Annotated in this window: 9 protein-coding genes and 1 pseudogene; 1 reads left to right on the top strand and 9 read right to left on the bottom strand. The window is 47.9% G+C overall.

Features of this window, described 5'->3' with window-relative positions; all coding sequences use genetic code 11:
• Positions 1-36: 36 nt before the first annotated feature.
• From atpB to mioC, 7 genes and pseudogenes are all read right to left on the bottom strand, one after another.
• Positions 37-867, bottom strand: a complete 831-nt coding sequence (gene atpB, locus C2M34_RS05790; RefSeq protein WP_105188740.1) for a F0F1 ATP synthase subunit A — start codon at positions 865-867, stop codon at positions 37-39.
• A 15-nt stretch (positions 868-882) separates the two neighbouring features.
• Positions 883-1,263: an ATP synthase subunit I gene (locus C2M34_RS05795; RefSeq protein ID WP_105258300.1), complete on the bottom strand. Its 381-nt coding sequence runs from the start codon at positions 1,261-1,263 to the stop codon at positions 883-885.
• A 143-nt stretch (positions 1,264-1,406) separates the two neighbouring features.
• Positions 1,407-2,315 carry a ParB/RepB/Spo0J family partition protein gene (locus tag C2M34_RS05800; protein WP_105201183.1) on the bottom strand — a complete coding sequence of 303 codons (909 nt, stop codon included), beginning with the start codon at positions 2,313-2,315 and terminating at the stop codon, positions 1,407-1,409.
• 20 nt (positions 2,316-2,335) lie between these two features.
• Positions 2,336-3,121 (bottom strand): ParA family protein, encoded by a 786-nt coding sequence (locus C2M34_RS05805; RefSeq protein WP_105215167.1) that lies wholly within the window; start codon positions 3,119-3,121, stop codon positions 2,336-2,338.
• A gap of 15 nt (positions 3,122-3,136) precedes the next feature.
• Positions 3,137-3,757 carry a 16S rRNA (guanine(527)-N(7))-methyltransferase RsmG gene (rsmG, locus tag C2M34_RS05810; protein ID WP_105201185.1) on the bottom strand — a complete coding sequence of 207 codons (621 nt, stop codon included), beginning with the start codon at positions 3,755-3,757 and terminating at the stop codon, positions 3,137-3,139.
• Between the two features lie 12 nt (positions 3,758-3,769).
• On the bottom strand, positions 3,770-5,659 hold the full coding sequence (gene mnmG, locus C2M34_RS05815; protein WP_105201186.1) for a tRNA uridine-5-carboxymethylaminomethyl(34) synthesis enzyme MnmG: 1,890 nt from the start codon (positions 5,657-5,659) through the stop codon (positions 3,770-3,772).
• 405 nt (positions 5,660-6,064) lie between these two features.
• Positions 6,065-6,510: pseudogene (mioC, locus tag C2M34_RS05820) on the bottom strand (FMN-binding protein MioC).
• 573 nt (positions 6,511-7,083) lie between these two features.
• On the opposite strand from mioC, the gene C2M34_RS05825 reads away from it, so the two are divergent.
• Entirely contained in the window at positions 7,084-10,245 is a 3,162-nt protein-coding gene (locus C2M34_RS05825; RefSeq protein WP_158681398.1) for a hypothetical protein, read from the top strand.
• Between the two features lie 33 nt (positions 10,246-10,278).
• On the opposite strand, the gene mnmE is transcribed toward C2M34_RS05825, so the two are convergent.
• Positions 10,279-11,643 carry a tRNA uridine-5-carboxymethylaminomethyl(34) synthesis GTPase MnmE gene (mnmE, locus tag C2M34_RS05830; protein ID WP_105201189.1) on the bottom strand — a complete coding sequence of 455 codons (1,365 nt, stop codon included), beginning with the start codon at positions 11,641-11,643 and terminating at the stop codon, positions 10,279-10,281.
• A 127-nt stretch (positions 11,644-11,770) separates the two neighbouring features.
• On the bottom strand, positions 11,771-13,399 hold the full coding sequence (gene yidC / locus C2M34_RS05835) for a membrane protein insertase YidC (protein ID WP_105258302.1): 1,629 nt from the start codon (positions 13,397-13,399) through the stop codon (positions 11,771-11,773).
• Positions 13,400-13,408 lie beyond the last annotated feature (9 nt).

A 13,408-nucleotide genomic window follows, 5' to 3' on the forward strand; every position in this document is an offset into this window, starting at 1 on the left:
AAGTTAAAGTTAAAAAAATCTTTTTTGAGCCGGTTCTTAATGGTTGTCTTCAGACGCCATGCTCAGGTAAACAATTGTCAGCATCATGAAGATGAATGCTTGCAATACGATAACCAGGATGTGGAATACCGCCCATACAAAGTGCAGCGGCAATTGGAACAAACCAAGCGCAGCAATTAGGATGAAGATAAGTTCACCAGCATAAAGGTTACCGAATAGACGTAAGCCCAATGAAACCGGCTTCGCGATTAGAGTTACTGATTCTAAAAGCAAGTTAACCGGAATAAATAGGACTTGAACAACCACGTTTTTAGAACTGAATGGGTGAAGCGTTAGCTCCTTGATAAAGCCCATTAAGCCCTTAACACGAATCGAATAGAAGATGATGAGTGCAAACACCCCGATACCTAGCGCTAGGGTTAGGTTAAGGTCGGTTGTTGGTACCACCTTCATGTATACATCGTGAGAACTTTCTACGGCACCTGAAAGTACGCCGATTTGACCTGCAAGTGCAGGAAGGAAATCAACCGGGATCAAGTCCATTAAGTTCATCAGGAATACCCAGACGAAAATTGTCAGAGCAAGAGGAGCGATTAGTCGACTTCTACCGTGGAAAGTATCTTTCACGTTTTGATCGACGAATTCTACGACCATCTCGATAAAGCACTGAAATTTCCCGGGAACGCCAAGCGTTGCTTTGTTCGCAGCGCGCTTAAAGATCCATAAGAAAATCAGTCCAAGACCGATAGACCATGCGAGGGTATCTACATTCAGCTTCCAAAACCAACCGTCGCCAATGCTGACTTGACCGTTAGTTAAATGGTGCTGGATGTAACCCGTTAAGGTAAGTTCTTCACCTGCAGCCATGTTTTATCCCAAAAGTTAATGATTAAAAAAAATCGGCGCTAACCACTGTGTAAACGTCACCAATATAAAGCAGGAAAAAAATGGCAACGCCATTACCGGATAAAGCTTAAATATCAGTGCGAACAAGAAAATCGTTAGCAAAAATTTTAATCCGTTGCCTCTTTTAAATGAGGCATACACTTGTTTTGCCTTGCTCGCGCCCACATAACGAAACGCATAGATGGCAAATAAAAAGTTAGGAAGTACCGCCACCAGTCCACCAGCCAATGCTGAAACCGCGGCATCTACTTCCCAACCTACTAAAACTATTACTGCAGCTATGATTGCTACGACACCCTGAAGAAGAACGCCTTTTAATGCGGCTCGGCGATATGGGCCAGATAACCTTTGCGTCACTTTCCATTAACCTTAATTACGTTAAGTTTCATTAGGGTGCTAAAACTGGCGAAATTATACTGATTTCTGGCCAATTTGCAACTTGAGCAAGATGAAATTGTGTCAATTTCACCCCCGTGATCACGGGGGCGAGAAGGGGATTATTAAACCTGATTTCGCTGCGGGTCGATACGCTCTAAAATGCCTTCAAGCTCGTCTAAATTAGTGTAAGAAATCACCAACTTACCCTTACCTTTCTGGTTGTAGTTAATTTCAACCTTGGCACCGAGATTATCTTGGAGTTTTTGCTCTAACTGTTTGACGTCTGGGTCTTTTTCTTTTTTAACCGGCTTTTCTGTGGGTTCCAGCAGAGAACGCACCAGTTTTTCCGTTTCGCGCACGGTTAAAGCCTTGGCTACGGCGCTGCGGGCGGCCTCAGATTGCGCTTCACCACTGAGCGCCAACAGGCAACGGGCATGACCCATTTCGATATCGCCATGCTCTAACATGATTTTTACATCATCGTTGAGGTTGTTCAGACGCAGCAGGTTGGTCACCGTGGTACGGGATTTACCCACCGCATCGGCAACCTGTTGATGCGTCAGTGAAAACTCTTCAATTAAACGCTCCAAAGCAATGGCTTCTTCCATGGCATTGAGGTCTTCACGTTGAATGTTTTCAATCAGGGCAATGGCTACAGCGGCTTCGTCGGCAACATCCTTGATTAAACAAGGGACCATGTCGAGCTTAGCCAGTTGTGCAGCACGCCAGCGACGCTCACCGGCAATGATTTCGTACTGCTGTTCGCCTAGTTGGCGCACCACGATTGGTTGAATAATACCTTGGGCACGAATCGAGCTGGCCAGCTCTTCAAGAGCGTCTTCGGCCATATCCTTGCGCGGCTGATACTTGCCGGGACGTAAAAACTCGATCGCCAGCTTTTGCAATTCGCCTTTAACGGCTTGCTCGCTCGGCCCCTCGTTGGCGCTTTGCTCTGAGCCAGGTGCAACGGGTTTTGACGACGTGAGCAGGGCGTCCAGGCCCCTTCCTAATCCACGTTTTTTAGCAGACATTGATTCGCTTACCTCTAGATTTAGGCGACTGCAGATGTTTGTTTTTCTTTGCGGCGCAGCATTTCACCGGCTAAGGCAAGATACGCCTTGGCTCCCGCAGAAGCTCTGTCGTAATACATGGCCGGGGCACCAAAGCTGGGCGCTTCGGCAAGGCGAACATTGCGCGGAACAACGGTCCGATAAACCTTATCGCCAAAATGCTGTTTCAGCTGTTCGGAAACATCGTTGGCAAGGCGGTTGCGCGGATCGTACATGGTTCGCAAAATGCCTTCAATCTGTAATTTGGGGTTAACCAGTTGCGCTAACTGCTCTATGGTGCCCATCAAGGCGGTGATCCCTTCCAAGGCATAATATTCACACTGCATGGGCACCAGCACAGAATCGGCGGCGGCCATGGCGTTGACGGTCAACATGTTCAACGACGGTGGACAGTCGATAAAAATATACTCGTAGTCGGCCAGGATCTTTTCCAGGGCATTGCGCAAGCGCACTTCGCGGGCGAACAATTCCATCAGTTTGACTTCCGCCGCGGTGACATCGCCGTTAGCGGCGATCAGATGATACTCGCCTGAAGTTTGCGTGATCACTACCTCTTCGAAGGGTTTGTCTTCGATCAGCAGATCATAGACGGTAGCAACGTCATCGTATTTATCAACGCCGCTGCCCATGGTGGCATTGCCCTGAGGATCGAGATCGATCAGCAACACCTTGCGTTTGGTCGCAGCCATTGAGGCCGCCAAATTTACGGCCGTGGTGGTTTTACCCACACCACCTTTTTGGTTTGCAATAGCAATGACTTTAGCCACGTTGATCCTCGCCAATTAATCTTTTTTTAGAATTATAAGATGGCGCTCGCCCTCTAATTCAGGAACCCTAAGCTCAATGTTTTGTTCAAAAGAGAAGCCGTCGGGAAGGTGTGCCAATTCCTGCTCAGGGTACTGACCTTTAAGCGCGATAAAGCGTCCGTCCTGATCTATTAAATGCGCGCACCAATGCAGCATATCATCAATAGAGGCAAAGGCGCGAGATAGCACCCCATCTAATTTAACACTTGGCTGATATTCTTCAACTCGACTCTGCACCGGGGTAACATTTTTTAGCCCAAGCTCATGTTTTACCTGCTTTAAGAAGGTAACGCGCTTACCAAGACTGTCAAGTAAGACGAACTCGGTATCGGGCAGGGCGATGGCCAATACCATGCCGGGCAGACCTGGGCCGGTGCCCACATCGATGTAGTGTTGACCTTTCAGATGCTCTGCCACAACCAGGCTATCCATGATGTGCTTGATCAGCATGTCTTTAGGATCGCGAATCGAGGTGAGGTTGTAGGCTTTGTTCCACTTGTCCAGCAAAGCAACATAGGCAAGTAATTGCTGGATTTGTTGCTCACTAAGAGAAATGCTGGCCTTAGCCAGCAATTGTTTAAATTTGTTTTCTAACACGCTTGCCCTTGGTTACGCCGATTTGCGTAACATTCCTTGCTTCTTGAGATAGACCAATAATAACGAAATCGCCGCTGGAGTAATACCAGAAATACGCGATGCCTGGCCGATAGTGTCTGGGCGAGCGTCGGTCAGTTTGGCGACTACTTCGTTCGACAGGCCGGAAACCTGGCTGTAATCGAAGTCTTTTGGCAACAAGGTTTGCTCATGACGCAGCTGCTTGGCTATCTCATCCTGCTGACGGGCGATATAACCGGCGTACTTGGTTTGAATCGCCACCTGCTCAAGAGCAGCTTCGTTGCTTGACGGTGACTCAAGACCGGTAATAGCATAAAGCGCCTTGTGATCAATTTCAGGGCGACGGATCAGCTCTTCCAAACTCGCTTCACGGGTTAAAGGCGCTTTCAGCAGGGCATTAACAGAATCCAACGCCGGGTGATCTTTGTGGATCCAGGTTGAACGAATACGCTGAGTTTCCTGCTCCATCACTTCCAGCTTGTCATTAAACGCCGCCCAGCGCTCATCGCAGATCAGGCCAAGTTCACGGCCCTTGGCGGTAAGACGCAAATCGGCATTGTCTTCACGCAGCAACAAGCGGTATTCGGCACGCGAGGTAAACATGCGATACGGTTCTTTGGTACCTAAGGTCGCAAGATCGTCGATCAACACGCCTGTGTAAGCCTCGTCACGACGCGGTGTCCAGGCATCTTTGCCTTGCACTTGCAATGCTGCATTCATACCGGCGATCAAACCTTGGGCACCGGCTTCTTCATAACCCGTAGTACCGTTGATCTGACCAGCAAAGAACAAGCCATTGATAAACTTGGTCTCCAGTGATGGTTTTAGATCACGTGGGTCGAAGAAATCATACTCGATGGCATAGCCAGGACGACAAATATGGGCATTTTCAAAACCGGTAATGCTGCGCACTATGTCCATTTGCACATCGAACGGCAGGCTGGTTGAAATACCGTTAGGGTAGAGCTCATAAGAGGTTAGGCCCTCAGGCTCAACAAAGATCTGGTGTTTGTCTTTATCGGCAAAACGGACGATCTTATCTTCAATCGAAGGACAATAACGTGGACCTATGCCTTCGATGACACCGGAATACATGGGCGAACGGTGCAGGTTGTTATTGATGATCTCGTGCGTTTTCTCATTGGTATAGGTGATATAACAAGGGATTTGTTGCGGGTGATCACTGGCCTTGCCCATAAATGAGAAAACCGGAGTTGGGGTATCACCAGGCTGAGTTTGCATCTTGCTGAAATCAACCGTACGCGCATCAATACGCGGTGGTGTGCCTGTTTTCAGGCGATCAACGCGAAACGGTAATTCGCGTAATCGACGAGCTAAGGCGATCGACGGTGGATCACCAGCGCGCCCACCTTGGAAATTCTCTAAACCGATATGGATCTGCCCACCGAGGAAGGTACCTACAGTCAATACCACACTTTGGGCGCTGAATTTCAGACCCATCTGGGTCACAACACCAGTTACCTTATCGCCTTCAACGATAAGATCATCACAGGACTGTTGGAAGATCTTGAGGTTTTCCTGACCCTGTAAAATGGCTTGGATTTCGGCTTTGTAAAGAGCGCGATCCGCTTGTGCTCGGGTTGCACGTACCGCTGGGCCCTTCGATGAATTCAGGGTTCTGAATTGGATCCCGCCCTTATCTATGGCTTTTGCCATGGCGCCGCCTAGGGCATCGATCTCTTTAACTAAATGACCCTTACCTATGCCACCGATCGCAGGGTTACAAGACATTTGGCCAAGGGTGTCCATGTTATGTGTCAACAGCAGGGTATTCATACCCATACGTGCCGCAGCTAACGCTGCTTCGGTGCCAGCATGACCGCCGCCTACAACAATGACATCAAAGTGTTCATGGAAAATCATTTAACGTTTCCTACAACCGGAGAAAGAGAAAAGGGTGCGTATTCTACCTAGAAAATGGGGGAAGGGAAATGGTTAAATAGTGTTCAAGATCTCAAAGTGGATCATATATAAAATAAAGGATCTTTAAAGAGATCTTTTATTGATCTTACTATTAGTAACGTCAAGATCTGTTGATAACCATAAAAAACTATATCAATTCAACTGATTAAGTGATCCAAGTAGTTGTAGATATGATCGGATCTAAGGGTAAATAAGCTCTGATCAAACAGCTGTTTTATACACAGGGCAATTCGCGATAGATCTTATCAAGTGCATAATCACCCCTTGGATCTCATGATACTAAGCCTTTATCCACATTCGGATCTAACTTTTCGATATTTTGTGAATAAGTCTTGGGTAAGATCCTTATACACTTTTCCATGCCTGCAGCAAATTGGGCAGCCATTGCTCGGCAGTATCTTCTGGTAGATCCTCACCCAACACATCTATCTCTAATTGCGGCAATAACAAGGTCGCGCCCTTAGTTTGTAATAAGGAAATGATATTTTTAGCGGCAAAATTAAAGGTGTCATAGCTGGAATCGCCGACGCCGATCACCGCAAAATGAACCTGTGTCAGCTGTTCATTTGCGTCTAACTGTTCGATAAATGCCAGTAAATTATCGGGATAGTCGCCTGCGCCATGAGTTGAGGTGCAGATCAGCCAGGGTTTATCCCTATCTATATTTGTAGATCCGGTTGCTCGTGCAACTGACTTTCAATGCCTTGATCCGCCAAGAGTTGGCTTAGGTGTTCGGCCACATATTCGGTGCCGCCCATTTGGCTGCCTATGATAATTTCCAGCTGTTTCATGTCGTCAAACTAGTCGTTTAAGTGGCTCGTATGATACCTGATCTCCAACGCCACTCAATGGATCTATTTAGCAGTGCATAAATAATAATATTAAATAATGTGGAACATGTTTTTATCATCATGAAAAATATAGTTTTTTCATAAATCTAAGCTGTTGATAAAAAGTCGATAAGCTTAGGTTAAATAGCTGTCCCCGGTCATCAAAAAGGGGTTAAATGGGGCTATTGGCTTATTTCTTAGGGGTGTGAATTATTTGCTTGTGGATAATGATCGTTTTGTGCAAATAGATACTTTATTTTAGATCTATATATTTATTTTTTAGATCTAAAACTTCTATAAGCCACCCCGATCTTTGCGTTTTTGGTGGTTTAAATGAGCAGTTTGACGATCCGATCCCGCCATCAACGAGCATTATTTTATTCTGGACATAAAAAAAGCCTAAATGATGAACGCTTGTGATAAGAAATACGTGCCTTGAATCGGTATAAATAGTCTTACTTTTGCTCTGTGATCAATTATTATTAGTTTGCTAATAACCTGAAACTGATGTGTAAATATTCAAAGGGAGTAGAAATGTTGTTGTCTGGACGTATAAGGTTTATGTGTCTGTTTGTTTTATTTTTATTGTTCGGTTGCCACAAGCACAATAGAGATGAACGAATAGTTGATATTGAAGCGCTTTCTACCCCGGTTGTTATGACTGCATCCAAAGGATCTCAGGATGGGGTTCATTTAACCTGGCCACCGCTGCCCGGTGCCGGCAGTTATGCACTTCATCGCTGTGAAGTGCCCGAAGGCATCACCGATGATCTGGTCGAGTCTACACCAACAGATTGTGGTGTGCCGATTATTATCACCTCTGAACTTGGCTATATTGATGTGCCGCCGCAAACCGCTCCTCAAGCCTATGTTTACCGCCTTCGGGCTTGCTCTGCGAGTGATTCGAATATATGCGGAACGACTATAGCCTCAGTGGTCGCGGCGCAGGCGAGTGCGCCGGAAGTCCCTCAACTGACAACTAATATTGGTGATCATGGACGCCAGGTTATCTCCGGTTTGACCACAAGATTACATGCTTTTGCCTATAACGCTTTGGGTAACGTGACTTGGAATTGGAAACAAGAGGGCGGTCCAAAGGTCACCCTGGCAGGTGCCGACACTTCTGAGCTGAGTTTCACTGCCCCCGATGTTATGACCAATACCCTGTTGTCATTTGAGTTGAGGGCATCGGATGACAATGGTAATGGTCGTCCGTCAAAAGTAGCTATCACCGTTGTTCCCGCCAATAACGTGAGTGTAAAAACGGGCTCATCATCGCGATTAACCCAGTCTGGCCATAAGGTAACTTTGCATGCGCGAGGCAGTGATTCGGGTTTAGACTACCAATGGCGCCAGATCGCACCGGATTCACCTATTGTCACCCTCAATGGGGCTGATACGGCAAATCCAGACTTTATCGCGCCTTCCATGCCTCAAGGTGGAATTTTACATTTTGAGGTGAAAGTTACAGATCCCGTTACCGGCAGAAATGCTAGTGCCAGAACCGCGGTTGAAGTGCAATATGCCGTTCCTACAGTAACTCCGATCCTTGAACCATCGCAGACACCGGTTCTGGTACCAACCCCTGTGCCAATGGCTGCTCCTTTACTGAAACCTTTATTAATCGCACAACCATTGCAAGTGCCGCATCCACGTCAGGTAGAGCCTGTGCCTAGCCCCATTTTGGTACCACCCAAAGTGCCGCCACAAGCGTTAATTTTACTTGCATCTCCTGCCGTCGCAGCGACAGCAGGAACTCGCGTTGAACTGAGTATGACAGCCAATGGCGGTCGCCCTCCTTACCAATGGCAATGGTCGCAAATCAGCGGCCCAACAGCAGACTTGGAGGCCAGTACACAAGAAGTATTAACAGTGCAATTGCCTGTTGTAGACACGGCTCAGGTACTTACTTTTGAAGCTAAAGTTACCGATGCAGAGGGAATTGAACGGACCGCCGAAGCGGTCGTGCACGCAATGTTAACACCTGAGGTTGCAACTGGAGTGACGCCCACTCCGATCACGTCTCTTGAACCCCGCCTTGTGGTGGTGGGTGAGTCTGCACCTGTATTGAATTCGCTATTGAGTGATTTGACCGTGGAGCAAATAGCGGGTCCAAAATTGCAAATAGCTCAGCAGCCAGACAGCAGTGGTACGGGAACCCAGATCCTGGTAACCGCGCCTTTAGTTAAACAACATTCGGCACACGCTATGTTATCGGTAACTGGCAAAGATCTGCAGGGTGCAGTCGTGCGTTATATCCTGCCGGTACTCATCATTCGTCCGCAGGCAATTGATCCTCCTGTTGAGAGCCCGCCTCAGGTTCTGCCACCACAAGAGGCCCCAAAACAAGATGATCCCCTTGTTATCATTGCCGGAACTGCCGGGGTTATTTTGCAAGAAGGGTCTTTAAAAGCATTAGGGGTTGTTGCCCAAGGCGGTAAGGGTCGCGAAAATTATCGCTACCTGTGGTCTTATCTTAAAGAAGAGAATGGCCCCGATGTGAGCTTTAGCGGAGCCGATACGGCGAGAATAGTGGTGACAGCTCCCGCGGTACAACAAACAACGCTGTTGCGCTTCAATGTGCAAGTAAGTGATGGCGTTCAGACCACAGACAGAGACGTACTGGTACAGGTAAATGATGTTGCCGCTTCTTTGGTTATTGGTGACTTAGCGCCGCTAACAGTGGATAGCGGCCAGGAAGTGAGTTTAAGCTCACCCACGCCTACCGGAGGCGTACAGTTTCCAACTCATGAGCATTATCGTTATTCCATTACTCAAATAGGCGGTTCACAATCGGTGACTTTAACGCCAATCGGTGACCAAGAGGCTGACCGAATTAGTAATTGGCGCTTTGTAGCCCCCACTTTATTTCCGGGTGATGCCGATCTGGTACTGTTATTTGAGCTGGCCAGCTATGATAGGGTCGGTAATGTTGTGAAGACCACACAGCAGGTAAGGGTGAGCGCGCCACCACCGCCAGAACCTTTGGTTGCCACCATGTCCTCACCGGTAAATATCGCCTTGGGTACATCGCTTACCTTGCAAGCTGATGTGACGGGAGGGGCTGCACCATACAGCTTTGCCTGGCAAATACAGCCACACGTCCAGGCGATACCGGGTAAGCCTGCATTTAATTTGGGGGCCTCAAACGCGACCGGAAAAAACCCCACAGTATCAATAGATAACCTCGGCCTTCGTCGTGATGAAGCAGCAAGTTATCAGTTAGAAGTGTCATTAACCGTGACCGATGCCAATCTTCAAGTGAGTGAAGCCACCAGCGTTACAAGGGTTGTTTTATCTGATGCCTTGAGGTCTGCAACAGAGGCCTTGGTATGTGGTCATCTTGATAATAAGGAACCTTGTACCGATCTCGACTTAGTGCTTGGGATGACGACTAAATGTCCAGTCCATCAGCCATATGCGTTGAATTTAATAAAGCAACAAGATGATTTGGTAGAGGAGTACCGCTGGTGTGCCGATGCCCGCACTGTGTTCAATCTGTCCATTGCCAGTGGCAATATAGATAACCCCTTGTGTCGCAATTTTAATCCAGGTGCCTCCAGAGATTTAACCTGTTATTTAGCGTGTTATGGCGATGGTTGTAATATAGATACAATTCCACCCGATGGTACATTGCTAGGGACGTTAGGCAGTGATGGCTATTTGAAAGTGGGTATGCCGCCATTAAATAATTAACGGAATATGGGCCTAACAGTTAGGCCCATTTTTTTACTTACCGATACAGAATGAGCTGAAGATCTTGCCGAGCAGATCATCTGAGGTGAATTCACCGGTGATCTCATTAAGATACTGCTGCGCTAAGCGCAGTTCTTCGGCAAGAATTTCGCCGGCTATATGGGCTTCAAGCTGCTCCTGGCCAGTTTGCAGATGACTTAAAGCACGTTCTAAGGCATCTAAATGGCGACGGCGGGCCATAAAGCTGCCTTCTTGCGTGCCTTCAAAGCCGACACAGGCTTTTAGGTGCTCGCGTACTAGGTCAATCCCCAGGCCTTCTTTGGCGCTGATCCTCAATACCGGATGGCTATGGCTGTCGTCAAATCCCAGCTCCTCACCGCTTAAATCAACCTTATTACGGATCACGGTAATGCCCATATTTTCCGGAAGCTTGGCAACAAACTCTGGCCAGATTTGCTCTGGCGTATTGGCTTGGGTGTCCTGGGCGTCAACCATAAAGAGCACGCGATCGGCCTGGTTTATTTCTTCCCAGGCGCGCTCTATACCGATCTGTTCCACTTTGTCAGGGCTTTCCCTCAGTCCGGCGGTATCGATTATATGCAGAGGCATACCATCGATATGAATGTGCTCTTTAAGCACGTCTCGGGTGGTCCCGGCGATATCGGTAACTATGGCGGCTTCACGGCCGGCCAGGGCGTTAAGCAGGCTTGATTTACCGGCGTTAGGACGGCCGGCAATCACCACCCGCATACCATCGCGGATAATGCTGCCTTGTTTGGCCTGGGCCCGCACCTGCTCGACCTGATCCAGTATTTGCTGCAGATCGCCGGCAACCTTGCCGTCGCTGAGGAAATCAATTTCTTCATCGGGAAAGTCGATGGCCGCTTCAACATACATGCGCAGGTGAATCACCTGTTCCACCAGCTGAGTGATGTGATTGGAGAATTCACCTTGTAGCGAGTGCAGGGCGCTTTTCGCCGCTTGCTCCGAGGTGGCATTGATTAAATCGGCAATGGCTTCTGCCTGGGTTAAATCAAGCTTATCGTTTAAAAATGCACGCTCGGAGAATTCCCCCGGTTTGGCCAGACGCACACCGTCGATGTCGGCGATTTCGCGCAGCAGCATATCGAGAATAATAGGGCCGCCATGGCCTTGTAGCTCAAGTACATCTTCGCCGGTAAAGGAATTAGGGCCTTGAAAGAATAGGGCGATACCCTGATCCAGCTGTTGCTTATTCAGGTCGTGAAAGGGTACATATTCGGCGTAACGGGTCTTGGGGCAGTGGCCGATGATCTGCTTGGCAACGTCCTTTGCTAGGGCACCTGAGATGCGAATAATACCCACGCCACCGCGTCCGGGGGCCGTGGCTTGGGCAACGATAGTGTCTTGAGAATACATAGAATAACTCGATAAAGCGGCAATGTGTGTATTGTAACCTAATGTGGCAGTAAACAAGAAGAAGCTGAGATTCAGGCAATAAAAAAGCGGCCATAAGCCGCTTTTCTAATCTTGGTTAAGGCTTAATCTAGCCTCGCACCTTCAAGCCCTTTTTCTCCATACCGCGGTAGATGATCAGCATCTGGGCGATAGAGATAAGGTTTGAAACCAACCAGTAAAGTACCAGACCCGATGGGAACCAAAGGAAGAATACCGAGAAGAATACCGGCATCCAGGTCATCATCTTCTGCTGCATAGGATCTGTAACCGTCATCGGCTGTAGCTTTTGCATCAGGAACATACTGGCACCGAATAGTACCGGTAGTACGTAGAAGGGGTCTTTCGACGATAAGTCTGTTAACCACAGGCCAAATTCAGCATGACGTAGCTCAGGTGATTCCAGGAATACGTAGAATAGGGCCAGGAAGATAGGCATTTGTAGCAACAGCGGGAAACAGCCACCCATAGGGTTTACTTTTTCCTTGCGGTACATTTCCATCATGGCCTGACCGAATTTCTGACGGTCATCACCATAGCGCTCTTTTAGTGCCTGCATCTTAGGTTGCAGGGCACGCATCTTCGCCATAGAAGTATATTGTGCTTTAGTTAGCGGATACAGTGCGGTTTTCATCAGCACTGTGATAGCAATAATAGCCAGACCCCAGTTGCCTAGGAAGCTGTATAAAAACTTCAGCAGTGATAACAGTGGTTGTGAGATAAACCATAACCAACCATAGTCCACGGCCAAATCCAGGTTCGAGTGCAGTGCTTCCAAAGCATCCGTATCTTTCGGGCCCATATAATAGGTAGATGCGAAAGTAGCAGAGCTGGCCGGAGCAATATTCACTGGCTCAGATTTAATACCAATTTGCGCTACCTTGGCAGTCGGCAGGCGCATATATACTGTGTTCGTTTGATCTTGAGCTGGTACCCAGGCACTTACGAAATAGTGCTGTAGGAAGGCCACGTAACCACCCTGAGTCGACTCTTTCAATTCTTTGTCTTGAATATCGTCGAACGAGTACTTTTCGTAGTTAACTTCGTCGGTACCGTAAGCACCACCTAGGTAGCTTTGATCAATCAAGCTGCCCTTGTCCTGGACGGTACGCTTAACCTGAGTGTAAAGCTGTACCTGAACCGCGTTCGCCGTGTTGTTTTGGATGTCATAATCCAAGGTTACGTCGTAACGGTTTTTATGGAAGGTGTAGGTCTTGGTGTAGCTTACGCCTTGGGCATCAACAAAGGTAAGGGGTACCGCTAGGGTATCGCCTTCAAGGGTATAGCTTTGTTGTGCGCTTTGATAAACCGGGCGACCTTTTTTGCGAGCGTCGGGACCATTTAAGCCAATTAAACCGCTTTGGGCGAAATATTCATTGCCTTCAAACTGGCCTAACAACAGGTAAGGTTCGTCGCTGCCATGAGTTTCCGCATGCTGAAGCAGTTTGGCTTCGATGATGTCGCCGCCAAGGGTGTCAATTTTCACCGCAAACACATCTGTGGTTACGGTAATAACTTGTTGGCTTGCCGATGTTGAGACTAGCGGCTCGGCAATATCCGAGTTGGGAACGTCACTTTGCCCGGCGTTGGTTTGGGCATTGCTTTGGGTTTGAGCACTTGGATTGTTGGCCGGTTGGTTATAATCACTATTCCATTCTTGGAATAATAAAAATGACACCAACAACAGGCCGATAAATAAAAACGTGCGTTGCGATTCCATAACAGCTCT

It is taken from the genome of Pseudoalteromonas sp. T1lg88, assembly GCF_002964765.1.
Classification (GTDB): Bacteria; Pseudomonadota; Gammaproteobacteria; order Enterobacterales; family Alteromonadaceae; genus Pseudoalteromonas.